The sequence below is a fragment of the Alphaproteobacteria bacterium genome (assembly GCA_019695395.1).
GTDB lineage: Bacteria > Pseudomonadota > Alphaproteobacteria > JAEUKQ01 > JAIBAD01 > JAIBAD01.
This window is the reverse complement of record JAIBAD010000008.1, coordinates 26,110-51,235: the sequence shown is the minus strand read 5'-3', so window position 1 is coordinate 51,235 and position 25,126 is coordinate 26,110. Positions and strand designations below refer to the sequence as shown.

At 32.5% G+C, this 25,126-nt stretch carries 22 protein-coding genes and 1 tRNA gene; 8 read left to right on the top strand and 15 right to left on the bottom strand.

The features are described 5' to 3' along the window. Nucleotides 1-596, top strand: a 596-nt coding sequence (gene lexA / locus K1X44_02545; GenBank protein MBX7146170.1) for a transcriptional repressor LexA, incomplete at its 5' end; no start/stop codon positions are given. 10 nt (nt 597-606) lie between these two features. Here the strand turns inward: lexA and K1X44_02540 are convergent. Then, nucleotides 607-2,736 (bottom strand): ComEC family competence protein, encoded by a 2,130-nt coding sequence (locus K1X44_02540; GenBank protein MBX7146169.1) that lies wholly within the window; start codon nt 2,734-2,736, stop codon nt 607-609. A 47-nt stretch (nt 2,737-2,783) separates the two neighbouring features. Here K1X44_02540 and moaA point away from each other — a divergent pair, with 47 nt between their 5' ends. Further along, a complete protein-coding gene (gene moaA, locus K1X44_02535) occupies nt 2,784-3,782 on the top strand; it encodes a GTP 3',8-cyclase MoaA (protein MBX7146168.1) in 999 nt (332 codons plus the stop codon). 234 nt (nt 3,783-4,016) lie between these two features. Here moaA and K1X44_02530 read toward each other — a convergent pair whose 3' ends face one another. From K1X44_02530 to K1X44_02505, 6 genes are all read right to left on the bottom strand, one after another. After that, nucleotides 4,017-4,937 (bottom strand): hypothetical protein, encoded by a 921-nt coding sequence (locus K1X44_02530; GenBank protein ID MBX7146167.1) that lies wholly within the window; start codon nt 4,935-4,937, stop codon nt 4,017-4,019. 48 nt (nt 4,938-4,985) lie between these two features. Next, nucleotides 4,986-5,498 (bottom strand): DUF4167 domain-containing protein, encoded by a 513-nt coding sequence (locus K1X44_02525; protein MBX7146166.1) that lies wholly within the window; start codon nt 5,496-5,498, stop codon nt 4,986-4,988. 167 nt (nt 5,499-5,665) lie between these two features. After that, entirely contained in the window at nt 5,666-6,514 is an 849-nt protein-coding gene (prmC, locus tag K1X44_02520; protein ID MBX7146165.1) for a peptide chain release factor N(5)-glutamine methyltransferase, read from the bottom strand. Beyond that, nucleotides 6,511-7,578, bottom strand: a complete 1,068-nt coding sequence (gene prfA, locus K1X44_02515) for a peptide chain release factor 1 (GenBank protein MBX7146164.1) — start codon at nt 7,576-7,578, stop codon at nt 6,511-6,513. Before prfA ends, prmC begins: the two co-directional genes overlap by 4 nt. 25 nt (nt 7,579-7,603) lie before the next feature. Continuing rightward, nucleotides 7,604-8,560, bottom strand: a complete 957-nt coding sequence (glpX, locus tag K1X44_02510) for a class II fructose-bisphosphatase (protein MBX7146163.1) — start codon at nt 8,558-8,560, stop codon at nt 7,604-7,606. 25 nt (nt 8,561-8,585) lie between these two features. Next, nucleotides 8,586-9,365 carry an OmpA family protein gene (locus K1X44_02505; GenBank protein ID MBX7146162.1) on the bottom strand — a complete coding sequence of 260 codons (780 nt, stop codon included), beginning with the start codon at nt 9,363-9,365 and terminating at the stop codon, nt 8,586-8,588. Between the two features lie 188 nt (nt 9,366-9,553). On the opposite strand from K1X44_02505, the gene phaC reads away from it, so the two are divergent. Next, the gene (phaC, locus tag K1X44_02500; protein ID MBX7146161.1) at nt 9,554-11,362 is read left to right on the top strand and encodes a class I poly(R)-hydroxyalkanoic acid synthase; all 1,809 of its coding nucleotides are present in this window, start codon (nt 9,554-9,556) and stop codon (nt 11,360-11,362) included. A gap of 19 nt (nt 11,363-11,381) precedes the next feature. On the opposite strand, the gene K1X44_02495 is transcribed toward phaC, so the two are convergent. Next, nucleotides 11,382-12,869 (bottom strand): M81 family metallopeptidase, encoded by a 1,488-nt coding sequence (locus K1X44_02495; GenBank protein ID MBX7146160.1) that lies wholly within the window; start codon nt 12,867-12,869, stop codon nt 11,382-11,384. A 102-nt stretch (nt 12,870-12,971) separates the two neighbouring features. On the opposite strand from K1X44_02495, the gene K1X44_02490 reads away from it, so the two are divergent. Beyond that, a complete protein-coding gene (locus K1X44_02490; GenBank protein MBX7146159.1) occupies nt 12,972-14,201 on the top strand; it encodes a lytic murein transglycosylase in 1,230 nt (409 codons plus the stop codon). A gap of 12 nt (nt 14,202-14,213) precedes the next feature. On the opposite strand, the gene maiA is transcribed toward K1X44_02490, so the two are convergent. The 6 genes from maiA to K1X44_02460 all read right to left on the bottom strand — a co-directional run bounded on the left by maiA (nt 14,214) and on the right by K1X44_02460 (nt 21,121). After that, a complete protein-coding gene (gene maiA, locus K1X44_02485; GenBank protein ID MBX7146158.1) occupies nt 14,214-14,864 on the bottom strand; it encodes a maleylacetoacetate isomerase in 651 nt (216 codons plus the stop codon). Beyond that, complete coding sequence (gene phhA, locus K1X44_02480) at nt 14,861-15,658, bottom strand: phenylalanine 4-monooxygenase (GenBank protein ID MBX7146157.1); 798 nt, start codon at nt 15,656-15,658, stop codon at nt 14,861-14,863. The genes maiA and phhA overlap by 4 nt, the downstream gene beginning before the upstream one ends. Nucleotides 15,659-15,715: 57 nt before the next feature. Then, nucleotides 15,716-18,370, bottom strand: coding sequence for a valine--tRNA ligase (locus K1X44_02475; GenBank protein ID MBX7146156.1), 2,655 nt, complete (start codon nt 18,368-18,370; stop codon nt 15,716-15,718). A gap of 32 nt (nt 18,371-18,402) precedes the next feature. Further along, on the bottom strand, nt 18,403-18,873 hold the full coding sequence (locus tag K1X44_02470; protein MBX7146155.1) for a DUF2497 domain-containing protein: 471 nt from the start codon (nt 18,871-18,873) through the stop codon (nt 18,403-18,405). Nucleotides 18,874-18,932: 59 nt separating this feature from the next. Next, entirely contained in the window at nt 18,933-20,336 is a 1,404-nt protein-coding gene (locus K1X44_02465; GenBank protein MBX7146154.1) for a TolC family outer membrane protein, read from the bottom strand. Between the two features lie 113 nt (nt 20,337-20,449). Beyond that, nucleotides 20,450-21,121, bottom strand: a complete 672-nt coding sequence (locus tag K1X44_02460) for a protein-L-isoaspartate O-methyltransferase (protein ID MBX7146153.1) — start codon at nt 21,119-21,121, stop codon at nt 20,450-20,452. 195 nt (nt 21,122-21,316) lie between these two features. Between K1X44_02460 and K1X44_02455 the strand changes: the two genes are divergently transcribed. The 4 genes from K1X44_02455 (at nt 21,317) to K1X44_02440 (ending at nt 24,829) form a co-directional block, all read left to right on the top strand. After that, nucleotides 21,317-21,390: transfer RNA gene (locus K1X44_02455), tRNA-Cys, on the top strand. A 221-nt stretch (nt 21,391-21,611) separates the two neighbouring features. Beyond that, nucleotides 21,612-24,209, top strand: coding sequence for a YdbH domain-containing protein (locus K1X44_02450; protein ID MBX7146152.1), 2,598 nt, complete (start codon nt 21,612-21,614; stop codon nt 24,207-24,209). Nucleotides 24,210-24,222: 13 nt separating this feature from the next. Continuing rightward, a complete protein-coding gene (locus K1X44_02445; GenBank protein ID MBX7146151.1) occupies nt 24,223-24,444 on the top strand; it encodes a YnbE family lipoprotein in 222 nt (73 codons plus the stop codon). A 16-nt stretch (nt 24,445-24,460) separates the two neighbouring features. Further along, on the top strand, nt 24,461-24,829 hold the full coding sequence (locus tag K1X44_02440; GenBank protein ID MBX7146150.1) for a YdbL family protein: 369 nt from the start codon (nt 24,461-24,463) through the stop codon (nt 24,827-24,829). A gap of 11 nt (nt 24,830-24,840) precedes the next feature. Here K1X44_02440 and K1X44_02435 read toward each other — a convergent pair whose 3' ends face one another. Then, nucleotides 24,841-25,119 carry a chorismate mutase gene (locus K1X44_02435; GenBank protein MBX7146149.1) on the bottom strand — a complete coding sequence of 93 codons (279 nt, stop codon included), beginning with the start codon at nt 25,117-25,119 and terminating at the stop codon, nt 24,841-24,843. Between the last annotated feature and the right edge of the window lie 7 nt (nt 25,120-25,126).

The window sequence follows — 25,126 nt, the reverse complement described above, 5'->3', positions numbered from 1 at the left end:
TGAAAGAAGCTCTTTCATTAAAATCTAAATCAGGTGTTCACAGATTAATTAGTGGATTAACAGAGCGTGGCTTTATTAATCGATTACCTAATCGAGCACGCGCTATCGAGGTTATTAGACATCTTGTTGATAAAACCGGAGCACCTATCGCAGCACCCACTCCAAAACCTATGATACCACCACCTGTTACTAGTAACATTAATTTAATTTCTATTCCTTTATATGGCAGAATTGCAGCCCAAAGTTCAGCGGAAGTAATACGCCAGCAAATTTCGAATATTGAATTTCCAGCAGATCAATTAACGAAAGGTGCATCTCATTATGCTCTTACAGTCGCAAGTGATACTATGAAAGATGCGGGTATAATTGATGGCGACATTGTTATTGTTGAGCGAACCGATAATGTTAATAATGGGACAATTGTCATTGCCCTTATTGATAATAAAGAAATCACTCTAAAAAGATTTCGCCATAAAGATAAAGCAGATGTGGTTGCATTGGAACCAGCTAATACAGATTATCAAAGTCAAATCTTTCCGCCAGATCGTGTAAAAATTCAAGGTAAAGTTACAGCTTTAATAAGAAAATATATATAAAATTATAATCTTATTTAAATGCCCATGGTTTGCTTTCTTGATTTTGTTTTGAATTTTCTATTTTAAATTCTTCATCTGTTACCCATATAAAATAACCCCCTTTATTGGTTATATCTTTTTTACTTAAAAATTCAGCCCTATCTGATGCTAAACAAGTTTGACTACTATAGGTAAAATTAATTACTAAATCAGAATTTTTACATTCTTCTTCAAGAACTTCTGGTTGATAAATAAACGTAATAATTTTCTCTTTTATTTTATAGCGACATGCCCAATAATCACATTTTAATTGATTATTATTAATTTTATCACGGAATAAGATATATCGTTGATCAATATTTATTTTTTTTGACCACAAATTTATTTCAGAACCATTTTTATTTTGTGTAACAGTATTATAAAATTGTGGTGTTGTTTTAAATGCGAAAGTATTTGATTGATTGCTTACAATTATATCAGGAAATTTTTGGGTAAATGTCAAAATTAACCCTAAAATTATTGGTAAAAAACCAAGAAAACGCCAAGATTTTTTCCATAAACAAACCCAACATCCCCCAAGAGTAATAAGAACCAAACAAAATAATGGCGGGGATGGTAAAAATAAAATAGCCCCCTTCCATTGGGCAACTTGTGCTGCAATTTTAATAACTATTGTAAGACCCCATTCCATAGGCCAAAGAGCCCAATGTTCTAAGCCAAAAGGAAATAAAATAAAGGCAACCATAATCCAAGGCATAATCCAAAAACTTGTAATTGGTACAGCAATCATATTGGAAATAAAACCCATAAGTGGTAATTTATTAAAATAAAATACAGCGTAAGGTGCAGTCGCTAATGTTGCGATTAAACTTGTACCTATTAATCCTATTATCCAGAATATTATTTTATTTATTTGTGTTTTATAATTCTTGAGATCACGTATTCTATTTTTTGTTTTCGTATCAAAATATTCATAAACCGCAATCAATGCCGTGACTGCAGCAAAGCTCATTTGAAAACTTGGTTTTAATAAATTATAAGGATCAATAATTAATATAATTGTTGCTGCCCATACAACCAGTCTCATACTAATAGGTTGTCGATCAAACAAAATGGCCACCATAACGATCATAATCATTAAAAATGATCTTTGGGTTGGTACAGCTGAGCCAGATAAGATCAAATAAAAAAAGCATCCAATAATAGAACAAATAGCAGCCCATTTTTTTACTGAATAACGCAAAGTAATAAAACTTATACCTGCAAACAAGGCACGTATACTGTAAAACAATAATCCTGCAACCATACTAATGTGTAATCCAGATATAGATAATAAATGGGCAAGACCAGAATCACGCATTATATTTAGAATATTTTTAGGTATGATAGACTGATCGCCTATCATTAATGCCACCGCAATAGATCCCTGATCTATAGGTAAAATTGATAAAATATCCTGGGTTATTTTGTGACGTATATTTTCTATTGTTAAAAAAATTTGATCAGAAAAACTTTTATGAAAATCCTTATTTATTATGTCGACTAAACCTACCGTATAGCCAAAAGCATCAACTTCATCAAACCATGCTTGTCTTCGAAAATCAAAATCATTTGGCAATAAACGTGAATTTGGTGGATCAAGATTAACAAAAGTTTTAATCCAATCTCCAACTCTTATTTCTTCTTTTGTATGAGCTGTTATTTTAATTCTATGTAATTGATGAATAGACATATTAGCAATATTAATCTTATCCAATGTCAATCGTTGACGATTAGAAAATTGATCCAAACCCACAATTCTTGCAGTTATTTCAACTTTTTTAAGGGAGCGCGTTAAAAAAAATGTTTTTTTATGTTCTGCTTGATATTGGGCCACCGTAAATCCCAGATTAAGTATCCCATAACTTATAATCAACCAAACAAATGATTTTTTTCTTAGTAAAAAAGCACAAACAAAACAAATCAATGAAATAAAGAAAGCTAAAATAAAAGGAACCGCAAAAGGTAAATAGAAATAAAAACCTATACCAAAAGACAATAAAACTGGTACCCACAAAACCAATCTATCTCTGTCTTTTTGAAAAGAATCTTGAAGATATACAATATAATTGGTAAGATTTAGATTAAATTTATAAAAAATATTTTTAATATTAATTGTCATTGCAATTGCTATAATATTAATTGAACTATTCAAAAAATTAGAATTATATGCGTAATCTTGTTGATCCCTTTGGCCGTACTATACAATATCTAAGATTATCTGTCACAGATCGTTGTGATTTTAGATGTGTTTATTGTATGCCAGAAAAAATGCAATTTTTACCCAAAAAAGATATTTTAGATCTTGAAGAATTAGAAAAAATTTGTGCTACCTTTATTAAACTAGGTGTAAAAAAAATTAGATTAACAGGTGGCGAACCTTTAGTGCGTCGTAATATTATGAATTTAATTTTCTATCTTTCTTCATTTTTAAAAAATGGCCAATTAGAAGAAATTACCCTTACAACAAATGGAAGTCAGTTATCTTTTTTTGCCAAAGATCTTTTTAGAGCAGGTATTCAAAGAATTAATGTATCTTTAGATAGCTTAAATCATGATAAATTTTTATCTATTACACGAAAAGGAAATTTATCTAACGTTCTTGAAGGTATCAAATTAGCACAGAAAGAAGGATTACAAATAAAAATTAATATGGTTGCCTTAAAAGGTATTAATGATAATGAATTTACCAATATGGTTTCCTGGTGTATTGATCATAAATGTGATTTAACATTTATCGAAATCATGCCTATGGGTGAAATTGATCAACACCGAATAGACCAATATATGCCCTTATCCGAAGTAAAACAAATTATAGAAAAAAATTGGATTTTAGAACCCATTCCTTATCGAACTGGCGGACCAGCACGCTATATGAAAATAAATGGACAGGATATAAAATTAGGTTTTATTACACCTTTAACCCATAATTTTTGTGAAAATTGCAATAGAGTAAGAGTAACGTGCACTGGGCAACTTTACTTATGTTTGGGGCAAGATAATTCTATAAATTTAAAAAACATCATAAGAAATTCTTCTGATATAAATGTTTTAGAACAAGAAATTATCAAAGCAATTAAACAAAAACCAAAAGGACATGATTTTATTATTGGTGATCAAAACACAAAACCTAGTATTGCAAGACATATGAGTATGACCGGCGGTTAAGGCAAATTTTAATGGGGACAATCTTTACGGTTGCAGGTTTTGGGATTTAATAAAGGTATATAATCATGACAAATTGAACACAACACCATATCTTCAATTTTCTGTTTATTTTCCTTTAAATTATATTTTTTTTGTGCCTGGGTATAAATATTCTTTTTTATAAAATTTAAAATCATATAAAAAGAAAAAATAAGTAAAATAAATATTAAAAATTTATTAATGCCCATCAGCTTGTTATATATATCCCAAAGTTAATTTTTGAATATTAGTCATCGATGCAAAAAATGGTGCATGTGATGGGATATCTATGGAAGCTACAGATTCTAAAGGGGTATCAAAACGTTGATATTGAAGCATCAAAATAATACGGTCATATTTATTTAAACGGCTTCCGTAATGAAGACATTGCGCTGTATCTACAAATGCACCCGACCCAGCCTTACCTATTAATTTAATAACATTTTGAGAATCAATATGAGAGAATATTTCATCATCTTGAAAACGGCGGCTATCATATTCCGAATAATTTATTTTTTTTAAAAATTTCTGAGAAAGATTTGCAGGCAAAAATGCAAATGGTCCATTTTCTTCTGAAACATCACATATATTAATAAAAACTTTAATCTGCGTATAATCTTCTGTATCAAGATGGAAAAGTTGACTTGATGTAGCTGTTTGATTAGCAGGAGACCAAAATATATTGGCACCAGCAAAAATTGGCACAGTACCCAAATAATTAACAACCGGATTCAAAATGTCGTTTGAAACTATAAATTGAATTAAATCTGGATAGTCCAAAAATTCTTTACCACCTAAAATAGGTAGTAGAAAATCTTTTCCAACATTTCTTTGATAAATTTTTGGATTTTTGTTATTTGTTAATTTATTTTCTGTTATCTTTTGGCATAAATGTATGATATTTGCTATACCAGGAATATCATTTTCTTTAAAGGTTTTATAACCTTCCTTAATTACTTGATTACCTTTTTTAACATTATTAGCTAAAGATTTTCTTAAAAAAAATTGTCTAGGATTAGCAATTTGTTTACACATTCTAATTAAAGCATAAGATCCCTTTTTAGGTAATCCTAGTTTTTTTTTCATAATATGGGCCAATGAACGTCCCTGAATGGGTTGAAAAACTTTTTTTTCCATTTATACCGTCTTTATAAATTAGAATATTTAAGCATAAAATTTTTAAATTTAACTTTTAAAGTTTTTTCGACGAGGCATCTTTCTTACATCTTCATTATGAATAGCAGCCATTTCTGATACCGGGTGTTCGGGCGACGAAGATGATAATCGATTATTAGTATCTTCTGAAGAATATGGATTATTATCATACTGAACTATGTTTTCAGATGAATTTTGTGGATTGTCATTCATTTGATTATGTGGTGCTGCTATATTTGTTTCCACATCATATGATTTTTCTCTTTGGAAATCTTGCTGCCCATGATGATCATTATACATATTAATTGTCCGATAATAATGTTCAGCATGCTGAAGATAATTTTCTGCTGTAATACGATCACCTGTTGATGTAGAATCGCGTGCTAATGACAAATATTTTTCAAGTATCTGATATGCATTTCCTCGAACCCTAACATCGCCTGCATTACTATCAAAAGTTTGGTTTTTTGATGATTGATGAGATTGATGTGGTTTACGTGAATTGTGGTTACGTTGCCGTCTTGAATTAGAACCTTGTCTCATGGTTATTAGTTCCACCCAGTTTTATATAAATTTTGTTGCTAATAATAACGCCGTAATTCTCTATTAATAAAACAATAGAAAAACAGGTTATGAATAAAAAAGCTAAGGCTTTTTATTTTAAATACTAAATTAACTGAAAAAAAAATATTTCCAAGCATTTTTTTTATTTATATCCATTTAAATACTAAACAACGTGCTATTCCGGCCAAATCATAAAACGTTTGACAATGTAAAAGTCCCATATTGGCTGCTAATTTAACGACATCTCTTGATTGGTGACTGCCAATTTCAAAAAATAGCTTTCCATCTTTTTTTAATATTTTTTTCATTCCAGATAATATCTGACGATACGCATTTAATCCATCTGCACCCCCATCTAAAGCGATTTTTGGTTCATATAACAGGATTTCAGTTTGTAAATTATTAATTTGATTGGTTTCAATATAAGGCGGATTAGAAATAATTAAATCAAAAGTATCATGAAGATTATTTTCCCAATCTGATAAAATAAAATCTACACGATCTTGTAAAGAATTTTGTTCCGCATTAAAAGCAGCAATTTTTAATGCATCATTGGAACAATCAACACCAACACCTAATGCACAAGGCAATTCCTTAAGCAAAGACAAAATAAGACAACCGCTGCCCGTACCTAAATCTAATATTTTATAAGAATAATTTAAATCATCTATCGAATTTAAAACAGATGAAATGATTGTTTCACTATCAGGCCGTGGAATTAATACATTGGGGTCAACCTTAAAAGGTAAACTCCAAAATTCTTTTTCTTCTAAAATATAGGCTAAAGGCTCATAATCTATTCGTCTTCTGACCAATTGATCTATAAGAATTTTTTTATGATCTTCTATATTAAATGAACCAACCGAAATCATATCAGCCAAATTTAATTCTAATATTTTTTGTGTAATCAATCGAGCTTCCAACTTGGGAAGTTCTATTTTTGCTTTGGCTAAAATAGTTGTTATTTCCTGGAGTGACTCGTGAAGTGTCGTCATTGAGCAACCTCTGCTAATTGGGTTGCTTGATCATCTGTTATTAATGCTTCAACAATTTCGTCCAAGGCTTCACCAGCTAGAACTTTTTCAATTTTATAAATTGTTAAACCTATTCTATGCTCTGTTACACGTCCTTGTGGAAAATTATATGTTCTAATTCTTTCCGAGCGATCCCCAGACCCAACCTGATTTTTTCGATTAGCAGAACGTTCTTGATCTTGAATTTCTCTTTCCCGTGCATAAAGTCTTGCCCGCAAAACTTTCATAGCTTTGGCTTTATTTTTATGCTGTGATTTTTCATCTTGCTGTTGAACCACTAGCCCTGTTGGAAGGTGCGTAATACGCACGGCACTGTCTGTTGTATTAACTGATTGTCCCCCAGGACCACTTGCACGAAAGACCTCTATACGTAAATCTTTGTCTTGAATTTGGATATCAATTTCTTCTGCTTCTGGTAAAATTGCTACTGTTGCTGCCGATGTATGGACACGACCGCTTCCTTCGGTTGCAGGAACTCGTTGAACCCTATGAACGCCCGATTCATATTTTAATCTTGCAAATACACTGCGTCCCGTGATAGAAGCACTTGCTTCTTTATATCCACCAATTCCTGTTTCTGTAATGCTTAAAATTTCGTGTTTCCATCCACGAATATCGGCATATCTTAAATACATTTTAAAAAGATCTGAGGCAAAAAGAGCAGCCTCATCCCCACCAGTTCCTGCTCTTACTTCTAAAATAACATTGCGTTCATCTGCTTCGTCTTTGGGAAGTAATAAAAGCATAATATGACGGTAAAATTCTGGCAATTTACGTTTTAATACCAATAATTCTTCCTCTACCAAAGAACGCATATCGGGATCTTTTTGCATCTGTTCCAGATCATCAATCTCACGGCGTGTTTTATCCCAAATTTTAATCGCATCAACAAGGGGTGTTAATTCCGAATATTCACGTGAAAGCTTTGCAAATTCTTGGGGATTAGGCTGCGTTGTACTAGCTAACAAAGCTGCTACTTCATCATAACGTTTTAAAGTTTGCTTAAATTTATCTTCAAAAGACACGGGTCTATACTCGTTATTATTTTTATTAAATTGCTGGCACTTTTCTAGTAAAATCATGATAAGATTCAATATAACGAACCGTACCTGTTTTAGAGCGCATAATAACAGAATGGGTCTGCCCCCCTTCCCGGTAGCGTCTAACCCCTCGAAGCATTGTGCCATCTGTTACACCTGTTGCTGCAAACATAACATCCCCTTTTGCCAAGTCATTTAACAAATACTTATAATTAAAATCACTAATTCCCATTTTTTTTGCCCGTTCGCGTTCATCATCATGACGAAATACCAAACGTCCCTGCATAAATCCGCCCAAGCATCTTAATGCAGCTGCAGCTAGCACACCTTCAGGCGCACCACCAATTCCCATATAAATATCAACACCACTTTCTGGCCGTGCTGTTGCAATAACTGCACTAACATCACCATCACTAATCATACTAATACGGGCACCCGCTTCACGTATTTTTGCAATTAATTCTTCATGACGTGGTCTATCCAACACACACACCACAATATCACTGACATCAATATTTTTAATTTTTGCAAAGTTTTTTAAATTCTCTTTCGGAGACGCATCCAAATCAATCACACCTTCTTTAAGATCAATGCCTACAGCAATTTTATCCATATAAACGTCTGGAGCATTTAAAAATCCTCCTTGTTCCGACATAGCAATAACAGATAAAGCATTACTTCCACCTTTTGCTGTAATTGTTGTACCTTCCAAAGGGTCAAGAGCAATATCAATAAGGGGGCCACCCGCCCCCACTTTTTCACCTATATAAAGCATGGGGGCCTCGTCTCTTTCCCCTTCCCCAATTACAACAACACCTGTAATGGCAAGATTATTTAAAGCATGCCTCATCGCATTAACTGCAACTTGGTCTGCTTCTTTTTCATCTCCACGTCCCATTAATTTAGAAGCTGCTAGAGCTGCAGCTTCTGTAACCCTAACTGCTTCTAAGGCTAAATTCCGATCCATAGTTACCATAAAAAATCCTAATTGATTAATTGATCTTCAAGAAAATCTCGGCTTTTCGTCCAGCAGATTCTGTATTTTTATTTGTTTTAATATTTACCGCTTCTGATTCCATTCGTTCTGCAGCTATCCCAAGTTTAATAAATTGATTAATAACACTTTGTGCTCTTTCCAAAGCAATTTTATTATTTGCTATTTCACTTTGGGTTACATTTGCTTTGGTAGTACCAGCATATCCAACCACCCTAATTTTAGAGGTATTATTTTTATACTGAGTTGCAAGTTTATTTAATAGTGAATTAGCTTCTTTAGACAATTTTGTTGAATTATCCGTAAAATAAATCACACCTATTTGTTCTAAAGATGGTCCAGGTAGTTGCGGTTGGGGTGTTTGTGGTGTTGCAGAAGGTGACGATGACGTAGATACTGGCGCTGTAGTTTGGGTTGGTGTCTGAGGTTGAACTTTTTCTACCGATACTTTTTCAACAGGAGCTGCTAAAGGCACACTATCATCGTTAATGGTATTAGATGGCGCATTAATTGATCTTGATGTATTGGGTACATAACGTGCGTTAGATCTATCAGAAACAAGTCCCTTTTCCAATTTTGCCCTTTGTTCTTTGCTTGGGATCCTAGGACCTTTTAAGGGTACCTTTGATAAATTTGGAAATTCGCCAGGTTTGGGATCAGGTAGTTTTTCTTCAGCCGGTTCCGCTGTACCACCCAACCATTCAGGTAGCGAACAAGCATTTAATAAAAGACATAATAATATAGATAATAAGCAAAGAAATTTAATATAAATATTCAATTTAAAACAAACCTTTATCTTATCAGGCTTTTCATATAATTTAGCTTTCCAATCATATTTTCAATCAATTCTTTCTTGTTTAAAATATTGAATATAGTAAATATAAAAGCTAAATTGCTAAGGTTATCTTTACTTTATACATTATAATGTACAAAAGTATAAACACTCTATAATAACAGGAATTATGAATGCAAGCTTCTAATAATAATCAAAATTTTGATCCCATAATTTTCTCAAAAATAATAGCTGATTTTACAGAAAAAGCCCATAGCCTTTTAAGTACCTTTTTACAGCAAAAACCCCAACAACAAATAGAATTTCCCTATTCGTCCAAGATGATTGAAGCTTTTTTTGATCTTAGCACTAAAATGATGCAGAATCCAACCGGGGCTTTTCAAGCGCAATTGGAATTATGGCAAAACTATACAAAACTTTACCAAGCTACCACCCAAAAAATGCTAGGTATTAATCAAGCAATAGAACCTGTTATTACTCCAATACCAACAGATAAAAGATTTAAAGATAAAGCCTGGCAAGAAAGTATCATTTTTGATTTTATCAAACAATCTTACCTAATTCTATCTCAATGGATTCATTCCAGTGTTCAACAAACAAAAGGTCTTGATCCAAAGAAAGCTCAACAAATTGATTTTTTCACGCGTCAATTTATTGATGCCATTGCCCCAAGTAATTTTGCGCTAACAAACCCTGAGGTTATTCGAACGACCCTTGAAACCAAAGGGCAAAATTTGATTAAAGGGTTCCAAAATCTTTTATCTGATTTAGAAAAAAGCCATGATTCTCTTCAAATCAGCATGACGGATAAAAATGCCTTTGAACTTGGTAAAAATATTGCTTTAACCCCAGGTTCAGTTGTGTACCAAAATGATCTTATGCAACTTATTCAATACCAACCTTCAACCAAACAGGTGTATCAAAGACCTTTATTAATTATTCCACCCTGGATTAATAAATATTATATTCTTGATCTTCAAGAAAAAAATTCTTTTGTTCGCTGGCTTGTATCTCAAGGTTTTACTGTTTTTATGATTTCTTGGAATAATCCAGATAAAAAACTAGCCAATAAAAATTTTGAAAATTATATGCTCGAAGGTCCATTAACAGCATTAAATATTATTGAAAAAATTACCGATGAAAAAAATATTAATGCTATTGGCTATTGTTTGGGGGGGACTTTACTTGCCTGCACACTTGCCTATCTAGAAAATAAAAATTCATCCAAGAAAAAAAATACCAAAGAATCATTTCCCAAAATTGTTTCTGCGACATATCTAACTACTCTTGTCGATTTTTCAGAACCTGGAGAATTGGGGGTTTTCATTGATGAACAGCAAATCAAAGATTTAGAAAAACAGATGAATAAAAAGGGATATCTGGAAGGTCACAAAATGGCCTATACATTTAATATGTTGCGTGCCAATGATTTAATCTGGTCTTTTGTTGTTAATAATTATCTTTTAGGTAAAGATCCTTTTCCATTTGATCTTTTATATTGGAATTCTGATTCAACACGTCTTCCTGCTGCTATGCATAGTTTTTATTTAAGAAAGATGTATTTACAAAATCTCCTTGCACAACCCAACGGTATAACCCTTGATAATGTACCTATTGATCTTAGAAAAATTGAAACACCCACATTCATCTTGTCAACTAAAGAAGATCACATTGCCCCATGGCAATCAACCTTCAAAGCAACCAAGCTTTATAACGGGTCTATTGAATTTGTTTTGGCAGCATCAGGTCATATTGCAGGTGTTATTAATCCACCCAATGCCAATAAATATGAATATTGGACCAATAAACTTTGCCCCACAGCAGATCAATGGTTAAAAACAGCGCAATCGACACCAGGATCATGGTGGCCCCATTGGGCTAATTGGGCAAAAAAATTTAGTGGTAAACTTGAAGCCAGTCCAACAAAAAATAAAAACATACAAATTATTGAACCCGCTCCTGGCAGTTATGTGAAAAGATAAAATATTATTTATTATCTTTTTAATTAAAAACTGGACCCATGGGCATAAGACGTATCCCAGGACGAAGTTTTTTATAAGGTAGTTTTAAATGATCGGCTGGATTTTCACCTGGTGCTATAACAATTAAAATATGCGATGCTATTGATTGAAAATCTGCTCTAAAATGAACAGAACTTTTAAGGACAAGTATTTTTTGTTGACGAGGATCAATTCCCATATGGTAAAACATCGATTGATCAGCTGCTTGTTGTTTACGACTTGATACAATAATGTCAACGCCATTGATTTCTAAAAGTGCCATAGGACCTAATTTCATGGCGGATCCTTTATAAAAAGGGCCTGTTGCCATAAAGTTACCGTCGCCTAATTCTTTAACTTTAAATGTATTATATAAAGGTGGATTATGATCAGGGGTCATTTTATTGCCCCCAAGACCAAGGGTTAATGAGCCCCCTTTGCCAATTTTGTGTGCTTCTAGAGCTGTATCAGGATCATTAATCATAGCCACCACTGCTTGCTTAACCCCTGCTTTAATTAAAGCGTTTAAAATGCCCGTTGTATTTGAATCTGTACCAGCCCCTGGATTATCCTGCGTATCAGCCAAAATAATAGGTTTTGTACTTTCTGTTGATAATTCCATGGCCTTTTTTACAGCATCTTCAGGTGAATAAAGATGTTGAGCAAATTCATTTTCTTTGCTTAAAATAATTTTCTCAACTTGGCCAATGAATTCATTGGCCTTTTCAGCATTTTCTGCATAACACACAAGTGACGGCCCACAATCTTTAATATCTGCTGGTGGAAATCCCATAGCAAAATCTATATGACAAGAATTATTTAATTCAAAAGCTTCGATATGATTGTAAATAGTTTTTGCTGGCTCTATCATTGTACATTGAGAGGTCAATGGAATAAGAAAAGGTAATTGGCGGTACGCCTTTGCCTTCCATCTATTTAATTTATCAAATAATTCTGCAGCTCTCTCCCCCGTTTTAGCCATATCAATATGAGGGTAAGTTCGAAAAATTGTTATAAAATTAGCATAATGAACCATTGCTTCAGTTACATTTGCATGAAGATCAAGGCTTATTACAATGGGTAAATTTGGTCCAATTTTTTGGCGAATACGTTTTAATAATTCACCTTCTCCATCATCAAAACTTTCACTTACCATGGCCCCATGTAGATCAAGATAAAGACCATCAATTGGCCCTGCTTTTAAAAGTAAATCAATTATTTGTGAAACAATTTTTTCATAAGCCATATCTTCAACATAAGAACGCGGCGTTGCAGAACACCATAATAATGGGACCAATTCATATCCTAATTTTTGAGCTTTATCTACAAATCCTGTAACCGGAAGATTAATATTTTCAATAACCTTGAATAAATTTTGCCCAATAGTTAAAGCAGGCCAACCATCTGCATCAACAAATTCTTGATATACAGTTTTTGTTGGGGCAAAAGTATTGGTTTCATGCTGGAATCCAGCAAAAGCTATACGCATTTGTTTTCAATGTACAAAGGGTTTACTGTTGTCTTGTCTTCTAATATAGTAAAAGAATAGAATTTAATAAACTAATAAAATAGTTTTTAAGGCGAAATAAAAATGATATCAGCCAGTTTACGTAAAAGTTTTTTTGTATTTTCAATCGTTACACTGTTTTTCAATACAGTGTACTATGCAACAAGTCAAACGATCAATTCTGATTTTGAAACTTGGCGCAATCAATTTTACCAAAAAGCATCAGCGCACGGTATATCAGATAAAACCTTTAATCTTGCACTTGGTCAAATAAAACCTGACCCATCTATTTTAGAACAAGATACTAATCAACCAGAATTTGTTAAAACTTTTAATAATTATCTTGATCAAATGGTCACGCATAATCGTATTACCCAAGGATTGCATTATAAAAACCAATATAGTGCTTTATTAAATAAAATTAGTGAAGTATATCAAGTACCATCCCAATATTTAATTGCTTTGTGGGGATTGGAAAGCAATTTTGGGTCCAATACAGGGAAATTATCAATTGTACGTTCTTTGGCAACCCTTGCATATAGTTCTACAAGAAAGGATTTTTTTGAAAATCAATTGCTTGATGCTTTAACACTTATCGAACAAAATATAATTCCTTTAAATAAAATGTATGGATCGTGGGCAGGTGCCTTAGGCCAAGTACAATTTATGCCGCATGATTATTTAACTCTTGCCGTTGATTTTGATGGGGATGGAAAACGTGATTTGTTTACCAGTGTGGCAGACGCATTAGCTTCAGCTGCAAATTATTTAAAAAATGCGGGATGGAATAATTCTTTTCCTTGGGGTGTCCAAATTACTGTACCAAATAATTTTCCCTGGCATCTTGCAGAGCCTTCTAAAACCATGCCTTTATCTTTTTGGTTATCCCAAGGTATAAAATTTATGGATCCTAAACATACTGTACCAGACCCCACTACCCCTGTTTCAATAGCTTTACCGATGGGGCATAAAGGTCCTATATTTCTTTTATATCCTAATTATCAAATTTTATTAAAATGGAATAGATCAATTAATTATGCTTTAGCAGCAGGCATATTATCTGATTATATCGCAGGTAAACAAGGTATCATAAATACGAATGTTGATGATCAACCCATGACCACGGCAGAGATCATTGAAATCCAAAATTTATTTAATACAATGGGATATAATCTTGGTACCCCTGATGGTAGAGTTGGGCCAGCAACCAGAGATGCTATTAGAAATTTCCAATATAATAAACAAATACCAGCTGATGGTTATCCCACCCCATCTCTTTTAGAATTAATGCGAAAAGAAACCAGAAAGCTTTAAACTTTTATTTGGCTATTGGTCGTAATCCGGTTGATTTTCTGGTAAAGCCTTTTGAAAAGAAGGCAGCATAAGACATGCTTTTTCAATAGATACAAGGGTTGGAAAAGCATCTAGGACAAAATTAAAACGTCGTGCATTATACATTTGGGGAATTAACGCCACATCTGCAAGGGTTGGTTTGTGACCAAAACAAAAAGTGCTATCTTTTCTTGTTTGCTTCAGGGTTTTTTCTAATGCGTTAAAACCTATTTGGAGCCAATGTTGATACCATCCTTGCATAATTTTAGTTTTATCATGCCCCATATCGTGTTCTAAATATTTTAGAACACGTAAATTATTTAAGGGATGAATATCACAAGCAATTGCCATGGCTATAGATCTTATTTGTGCCCGACCAATAGGTGTACCAGGAAGTAAAGACGGTTTTGGGTATAATTCTTCAAGATATTCAATAATTGCTAAAGATTGACTTAAAAAATTATCATTATCTTCTAAAACAGGAACGAGTCCCGATGGATTAATAGTTAAAAAACTTTCCTGTCTTTGCTCCCCCCCATGGCGTGTTAAATGGATAGGAAGATGATTATAATTAAGCTCTTTAATATTTAACGCAATTCTGACACGAAATGCGGCAGATGAACGAAAATAACCGTAAAGCTTCATGCGGCAATTAAATGGTCTGATGGTAGCAAAGTTGTGGCGGATAATTCAGGAAGATGTGATACTTCATCATACACCGACAATAAATCTTGGTTAGTTTCGTGAAAAAGCTGGTCAAAACTTTTAATCACAAAATACGTTTCTTGATATTTATCAATAAAATAGTCCGTGCATAAAATACGCTTCAAATCAAATTCTATACGGCGTGGCATCGGATCTTCTAGGCAATAAATTGATTCGCCTTTTGATGAAACAATACCCGATCCATAAATTCTAAGCCCCTCCTTTGTTTGGATAAGACCAAATTCTACAGTATACCAATAAAGTCTACTAATTTTTTTAAGATGGCCAGCCTTTAGGGCTTTAATCCCTGCTTTACCATATGCTTCCATATAATTGGCGAAAATAGGATTGACCAACAAAGGCACATGACCAAAAACATCATGAAATACATCTGGTTCTTGCAAATAATCCAACTGATCAGGTCGCCTAATAAAACATGTCGCTACAAAACGCCGGTTAGCCATATGTTCAAAAAATACATCATCTGGTATAAGTGACGGCACAGCCACAATTTGCCATCCTGTTGCTTTCATAAGGACATCATTAAGACGACGGAAATCTGGAATACCGTCTTCAGCAACACCCAATGATTTAATACCCTGCAAAAATTCTGGAACCGCCCTATTTTTTAAAATTTCAGATTGTCTAGAAAAAAGAAATTTCCACGTTTGATGTTCTTGCGGGGTATAATTTTCCCAATTTTGTTCAATCGTCCAATCTGCTCTATGTTCCATAATAATAACCTTTCTTTTAAGGGTTATTCATTTATTAAATTATTAATCTTCTTACTATTATACCATAAGATTTTTATATAAAGATAATGCTTTTTCAAGTTTATCTTTCATATCCTGATTATCTTTTAATCTTTGTTTTTGTTCTTCAATAACATCATGTTGTGCATGTTGAAGGAATTTCTGATTATTAAGTTTATTCGTTAACATATTTATTTGTTGATCTATTTTTTTGATGTCATTATATAATCGATTTTTTTCTTTTTCCAAATCAATTAAACCTGTTAAATTTAAAAGGAAAATATTTCCTTCAAAAACAATTTGAACACATCCCTCTGATGGGTAAGGCAGCGTTAAAATAATTTCATCTAATCTTGCAAGACGTGTAATAGTTGTTTGATGTTGCTGAAGATAAGCTATAGTTTCTTTTGAAATATCCCTTAACCCAAGTTTAGGCTTAACCGAAGGCAAGAGTGCCATTTCAGATCTTAAAGCACGAATAGTTTCAATTAATTTAATAACCCATTGTATTTCTTGTACCTTAGTTTCATCCATTTTAAAAGATTTGTAATTAGGCCAAGATGACACCATAAGCATAGACCCCTTAGGATTAAAATCTTTCCATAATTTTTCTGTCACGAAAGGCATAAAAGGATGCAAAAGATGAAGAATTTGCATTAAAAGCCAGGATGTAAAATTTCTGGTCTTTACGGCTTTATTTTGATCCTGATCGGTTAATAATAATTTTATGAATTCAATATACCAATCACAAAATTGATGCCAAATAAAATGGTATAAAGCGTAAGCTGCATCATTAAAACGATAGGTGGATAAAGCTACCTCAACCTTTTGCGTTGTTTCTAAAAGCATCGCCATGATCCAAAAATGAATAGGTTCATCTATTGTTTTTAGATCAAAGTCTTCTGAAAATTCGCATTCATTCATTTGGCAAAATCTGGCTGCATTCCAAAGTTTTGTGACAAAATTTCGATATCCTTCAATTCGTGATTCCGCAAGTTTTATATCCCTACCTGGTACCGCTAACGAGGCTAGTGTAAAACGAACAGCATCCGTACCATAACGATCCATTAAATCTAATGGGTCAATGATATTGCCCTTAGATTTTGACATTTTTTGACCAAATTCATCACGAATTAGCGCATGAATATAAACCGTTTTAAAAGGAATTTTCTTTTGGGTGTAAAGTCCCATCATGATCATGCGGGCAACCCAAAAGAATATAATATCAAACCCAGTTACCAATACATCGGTTGGATAATAATGCTGCAATTCAGCTGTATTGTCTGGCCATCCTAAGGTTGAAAAAGGCCATAATGCAGATGAAAACCAGGTATCTAAAACATCCTGATCTTGGTCTAAAATTACATCATGCCCATAATGTTTTTTTGCTTGGACTAATGCTTCTTCTTCAGTTTCTGCAACAAAAACCTTACCATCTTTGCTATACCAAACAGGTATTTGATGCCCCCACCATAATTGACGGGAAATACACCAGGGTTGAATATTATGCATCCATTGAAAATACGTTGTTTTCCATTGATCTGGAACAAATTTAATTTCCGATTTTTCAACAACCTCAATAGCTTTTTTGGCCAAAGATGACGTGTCCACATACCATTGATCGGTAAGCCAAGGTTCAATAACAACACCAGATCTATCCCCATAAGGAACAGTCATCGAATGGGATGCTGTTTTTTCTAAATAACCTAAAGTTTCTAAATCTTTAAGCACTTGTTGTCTTGCTTGTTCTCTTGATAATCCTTGATACATATCAGGTACTTGATCATTAAGACATGCATTTTGATCAAAAATATTAAAAGTTGGTAATTTATGCCTTTTGCCAATATCAAAATCATTAAAATCATGGGCAGGTGTTACTTTGACCGCACCAGAACCTTTTTCTGGATCACTATATGTATCTGCAATAATTGAAATTATTCTGTTAGCAAGAGGAATAATAACTTTTTTACCAATCATATGCTGATAACGTGAGTCATCTGGATGAACGGCTACAGCAACATCACCAAATAAAGTTTCAGGTCTTGTTGTGGCAACTACAATATATTCTGTTGGATTATCTTCAAAAAAATACTTGATATACCAAAGTTGGCCCTGAATTTCACGCTGCTCTACTTCAAGATCAGAAATAGCTGTATGAAGTTTTGGATCCCAATTAACCAATCTTTTATCTCGGTAAATTAATCCATCTTGATAAAGCTGAACAAATAATTTGCGGACGGCTTTACTTAAACCTGCATCCATTGTAAAACGTTCACGTGACCAATCGGGGGACGCACCCAATCGTCGCAATTGATTTAAAATAATATTGCCTGAATGATTTTTCCACGCCCAGACTTTTTCAAGAAAAGCTGGACGACCCAAAGACGTTCTGGTTAATCCATCTTTTTCTAATTGTCTTTCCACCACCATTTGGGTTGCAATACCAGCGTGATCCGTGCCTGGCTGCCATAAAACATCATATCCACACATACGATGATAACGGATTAATATATCTTGCAAAGTAAAGGTTAACGCATGTCCCATATGAAGATTCCCCGTAACATTTGGGGGCGGCATCATAATTGTATAAGGCTGTTTACCAAGATTTGGATGAATAGAAAAAGCACCACTTTTTTCCCAAATTTCGTATTGTTCTTTTTCAATTGACGAGGGAACAAAAGTTTTATCAAGCATTTTACATGTCTTTATAAAGATAAGATTTTGGATTAATTAATATTAATCTTTTGTAGCAATTTTTTAATTTCACGTTCAACAATTTTTTCAACAAGTAATGATAGATTTTTATCAATCCATTCTTTCAGAAGAGGGTTTAAAACACGGTGAATAAATTGCTCAGATGTTAAAGCCGAATAATCTGATAAAGATTGATAATTTTGGGCTAAGTTAATTAAACGATCAAGAGAATTCAATGATGATTTTATGCTTAAATCCGAAAGTAAATCCTGAGTTTTATTAATATTATCTTGATTTAATTTTTGATTATCTTTTTTCGTTTCATCATTAAATTCATTAGTTAACAATAAAACATCTTCATCAAGCACATTAGATCCTAATTGATTGAGAGAAGCATCTGATAATTGCTTTTTTTCTTGGATTTGCTTATTCCGAATTTGAGCTTCAGCAACCATTACTTTAATAGAATCAATAATATCTTTTAAAGAATCGTTTTTAGTCATTTAATTATCTAAAGGAATAAGAACTTTTATAAATTTTAATTAAAGATAACAAAATTATTTTAAGGGTCAATTGACTCACCAACACCAAAAAATTTATTTTTTACCTTATCATAATGTTCTTCATAATTATAATATTGAACAGGCAATTGTAAATCTCGCGCAGTCAAATGTCCTGTCGCTGCAAAAATACTATAGGCAGCAACCAATCGATCCCGCTCCGCTGTGACATAAGCAACCTTTGCATCTAAAAGCTCTTGTTCTGCATCTAAAACATCAAGGATGGTTCGTGTTCCAACCATTGATTCTTGTTTAACACCTTCTAAGGCAAGTTCAGCTGATCTAATTTGTGATTCCAAAGATACCAGTTGTGCTTGGGATGTTTGCCAAGCTAACCAAGATCTCGCGGCACCTTGCTCAGCCCGTCTTCTTTCTTCATCTATTTCTTGCCTTCTTTGGCTAACTGATTGTTTTGCTTCGCGTACACGTGCATCAACATTCCCCGCTTGATAAAGAGGTATGGTAACTTGGGCTTTAATGATACCATCTCTATTATATACATCATCACGCCCTACATCCTTAGATACCCCAATTGATCCCCTTAAAGATACAGATGGTAACATTTCACCAAAAGCAACATCAACCTGATTGCGTGCAGCTTTTTCTGAAAATTCTGCTTCTTTAACATTTGGATTATAAAAAGCTGATCTTACAACTTCATCCATACTTGTGGGTAAATTTGTAGGTAAGGGAGGTGTTTTTAATGTCCCCGGCATATCTCCTACAACTTCTTTATAAATAGCTCGGGACGAAGATAAATCTCCTTGAGATGCAATACGTTGTGCTGTACTGCGGGCTAATCTTGCTTCGGCCTGTGCCACATCGGTACGGGTGATCTCACCTACTTGAAAACGTTCTTGTGTTGCTTCAAGCTGACGCTTAAGAACCGCTTCGTTATTTGTATTTAATTCTAAAACTGATTGGTCACGTACAACATCTACATAAGCTGTAATTGAACGAAGTAAGACATCTTGTTCAACAGCAAAAAGTCTAGCCCTAGCAGCAAAAACTAAATTATCTGCTTGCTCTGTACTTGAAACTGTACGGAAGCCCCGAAAAATAGGTTGGGTAAAATCTAATGTCGCATCTCTGGGTTGGCGTTCATCTTCAACTGCGTTAATCAAAGGTTGATTAGTATCTGTATATTCTTGTTCATGACCATAAGAAGCATTACCTGTAAGAGTGGGGCGCCATCCTGATAGTGCTTGTGGTACCTTTTCATCTGTTGCTCTTAATTGGGCCCTTGCAGCTTCTAAAGTAGGATTAGATGTATAACTTTTTGCCAATGCATCTATTAAAGTTTGGCCAAAACTTTGGGAAATAAAAAAGCCCAGATTTAAACCCCAAATTACCCCAAAAAAAACTACAAAACAAATCCAACTATTTTCTTTTTTCTGCTTCATCATGACACTACAAACTTAAACTAATCAATCGAACACTTTGCTTTATTATGCCTATTATATATTAAACTATCTTTAATTTATATTTTTTTTATAAGTTTATAACACAAAAAAATGATTTAACTAAAGATAAATCTTTTTTCCTGATTAAATTCTGGGATTGATGGTACATTTGCATCAAAATAAACCTGAGAAGTTACAATTTGGTTAATTTTTGTTGCTATAACCATGCGTCCTATATTTTTTTGACGCCTTATATAAATAATTTTTCCATTTTCTTCCAATTGTTGAGGTATAGAATCAGGTAGATAATCTATAGAACCTTCAATAAAAATAACATTATAAGGGGAATAGATAGAACATCCTTCGGTCAACTTCCCTTGAAAAGTTTGAATATTATGAAGATTTAACTCTTTAAAATTTCGTTCTGCATGATTAAGAAACATACGTTCAGAATCCAAAGCATAAACTTTATGACACAATTTTGAGATAACAGCAGCCGTATATCCATAGCCACATGCCACAACAAGCACCTTATCCGTTAATTTTAAAGAAGCAATTTGGACCATTTGTCCAATAACCATAGGTTCTAATAAATAACGATTATATCCTAAAGCAATATCATTATCTACATATGCCACATGACGAAAATTAGAAGGCACAAACATTTCGCGGGGAATAGAGGAAAAAGCATCTATAATTTTAGGATCAATAATTTTATTAGGTTTTAATTGCGATTCAATCATATTAAAACGCTTTAATTCTACGGATGAATCTTGGGGCACATTCATACTATCATTCCATCATACATCAATTTTTATAAAGATAATAAATACTTATAGCTAAAATACAAAAGATTCTTGAAGCAAACAATCATTTAATTAATGTATTTCTATCTTTAAAACCTTATTTTCATAAATAAATTGATTTACATAAAAAAGTTACTTTAAAGTATGTGTTTTATCTTTTATAAAGAAATAATTAAAGGCCCGGTGGCAGAGTGGCCATGCAGAGGACTGCAAATCCTTGGACGTCGGTTCGATTCCGGCCCGGGCCTCCATAACAATAAAATAATCTGATAAAAAATAAATTTATCATAATCTTGTTTTATGTATAAACATCTTATCATCTTGTCATAGAAAAGGAATAAATATGCAAGAAATACCGATTTCACCGAATGATGAAGGTAAAACTCTTATTCCTTTATGGTGGATAAGCGGATTAATTATAATTATTTTGATTTCTACTTTGTGTGTCTTAGAATTTTAATCATATGGATCGATGAAAAAAATTTTTATCATTCATAAAGCGTCAAAAAAATTACTATTTTTTCTAGGTGGTTTTTTTATTCTTTTATCTTTTTTTTGGTTTCTGCTTCCCCTATTCATAAAATTTTTTCTTTTACAAGAGCTTGATAAAATTGGAATTAAACAAGCAGATTTAACCATTCAAACAATTACTTTCAAAAATATACAACTCAAAAATATAACCTTGGGTCATACTAAAAGAATTTATATTGGCACTATTATTGCCAACTATAATTTAAAAGATTTATTTAAAGGTAAAGTTGAAAATATTCTTATAGATAATGCTGCTATTGATCTTACAAATTTAAATAAGGGTACAAATATTTATGAGATATTAGGGATTGAGCAAATTACCACAGACACCCCAGCAAATAAATTTTCTTACAATTCTTTACCCAAAATTACTTTTAATAATTCAAGTTTATTAATCAATGTTAAAAATCAACCCAATACTATTTTCTTAAAAGAAATTATTTTATTTCCACAAAATGATAGTTTAAACATTAATACCGTTCTCAATACCCAAATTCAACAATTCACAATTACAGCCTCTGCCCACGTTCAACTTTTTCAAAACAATTTTTACCAAGCCGAATTGAATATAGATCAAGGTCAATATTTTTTTGATCCTAATAAAATAATTAATTTTACTGGTAATTTTTCTGTACCCAAATCTTCTTTAACAGATACCAAAATTGATGGACATATAAACATTAATGAAAATTGGATAAAACCCAATAATACATATACTTTCGATCTCAATATTTCTTCAAGCCAATCCGTTTTTAATAGTATTGCCTTACTTCAAGATAGAGATAACAACCAAATAAAAATTACATCAAAAATAAATTATGCAAATAAAATTCCAAATTTTAATAGTATATGGTCTGTCCAGATATCTAAAAATAGTGTGCTTTATTCCATTTTAGACTCTTATAAAATTCAATTCGATTACCTTAATTTATCTGGCAATATTCAGGGTGATTTGTTATTTGGGGATCAACCCTTAACTTTTACTACAGAAAATAATTTAAAAATTAATAATTTACTTCATACCCAAACTAAAACAAAAATTAAAGAAGTTAATTTTAATTTACCTTTGCATATCGTTTATAATGAATCATCGGTAAAATTTAAAAATTTATCTAATTCTTTTATTCAAATAATAAACTTAAATTATAAAAATTGGGTGAACAAAAATCCTATAATGATTTCAATCAATCCTCTGGAAAATAAAGAATATAGCTTTGATCTTGATCAAAAAAAATGGAATAGTATCCCACCTTTTTCAATAAAATTATCATCTGCTGAATTCACAAATAAAAAAAACATTTTGATTTTATCTTTTGATCAAATGGTTTTAGATTATCAATCCTTAAATCCACTTAATATAAAATTATTGGCAAAAAAAATAGAAATTAATTGGGATAAGGAAATTATTTCTATACCATCTATTCAAAACGATTTCACACAAAATGAAAATAAAATTTTAATCAACTCCATTGGTATGGTTAAAAGTCAAAAAATCAATTTTCCAATTTCTTTTACCCATCAAACATCTCTAGATAATAAAGAAATTACAGGGCAAGGTGTTTTAAAAAACCAAGACAAAAATATTTCTATTAATTTAAAGACTACTTATTCTCCCGAACAAACCAAACTTACTATTACCATGAATGATATAATTTTGGGACCAGGTGGTATCACCAAAAATGATCTTATGGTGATGAAAAATTCTTTAGACGATTTAAGTGGCCGCATTAATCTTAAAGGATATTCGACATGGGATAAAAAAGGTAAAAATAAATCTGATCTTTCTTTAAAACTTGATAATATTTCTTTTAAAAATTCTTCAATGGCGGTCCAAGGATTAACTGGTGTTATTAAATTTGATGCTCTAACCCCTTTTCTTACCCCAAAAGATCAGAAAATTGCCGTTGCTTTAATTGACTTTGGATTGCCTATCACAAATGGCGAACTATCATTTGATTTTGGCCCAGGCAATATTCTTAATATCGGGCATAATCAATTTACCCTTGTCGAAGGTCAAGTGAACCTTGTGCCTCAGTCCATTAATTTAAATGATCCTGAACAAAAGATAATTTTAGCTGTGCATAATATTGGTCTTGCCCCTTTCTTAAAACTGATTGATTTGCCAGGATTGTCAGCTTCTGGTATACTAGATGGTGAAATTCCAATTATTATTGGCAAAGATTATCTTTTAATTAATAATGGTGTTCTTAAAACAGCTGGCGAAGGTGTTATTCAATATAATCCAAAAGATTCAAGTATACCTATTGATCAAAATGCGACAACACAATTGGTATTTGAAGCTTTAAAAGATTTGCATTACAAACAATTAGCTTTTACAATAAATAGATATAAGAATGCCGAATTTCAAATTGATTTAAAAGTAGATGGGAGTTCACCAAATTTTTATAACAGTTATCCTTTAGTTTTTAATTTTTCATTGCAAGGGAAATTAGACGAGATTTTAAAAAAATCACTTATGAGCTATCAATTACCAGAAACTATTAGCAAAAATTTAATTGAATTTAATCAAGCCAAATAATTAAGAGAGACCTATGAAGCGTTTTTTAACACAACTAAATCTAGCATTTCTGATAAAAATAATATGTCTATCATTAATCAGCGCACTTCTTTCAGGATGTAGCCCTACAGTTAAGGTTGAAGCACCGGATAAACCGATTGTTATTAATCTTAATGTAAAAATTGAACAAGAAATCCGAGTCAAAATTGACAAAGATGTTGATAATCTTTTGAAAAACAACCCAGATCTTTTCTAATTATATAGGTGATATTATGAAGATACATTTTTATAAAAAATTTAATCAGATAGCTTTTTCTTGGCTTTCAATTTTTACAGTTCTTTTATTTTGTTTATTCACAATTAATTCTTCTTATGCCCAATCTTTAGACGATGCTAAAGCCGCAGGATTAATTGGTGAAAAAAATGATGGTTTCGTAGGTGCTGTCAAACAACCGGCGGATGCTAAAATCACAAGCCTTATTGAAACTATTAATGCCAAAAGACAAAAAGCATATCAAGATATAGCTGGTAAACAAAACGTTCCTGTCGAGCAAGTTGGGGCGTTAGCTGCAGAAAAAATATATAAAGAAGCACCTGCAGGAACATATTTATGGCAAAATGGCAGCTGGGTTAAAAAATAAATAACCACCTCTTATTTATTTTTTAAAAAACGGTCCTCCCTTTCACAGTAATGATCAATTATGACTGTATAAAGGTCATGCATAAAATTTTTATCCAAATTATAGGTTGCCCCTATTTCCTTGCAACGTTCACGTACCTCTTCAACACGGGTTGGAATAACAGCAGGCAACCCTAATTTGGTTTTTACTGCTACAACTTCATTAACCAAAGAAAATCTTTCTCCAAGTAGCGCAATCAATTGATTATCAATTAAATCAATTTTTTTTCTTAATTTAAGAAGTTCTTCCATAATTATT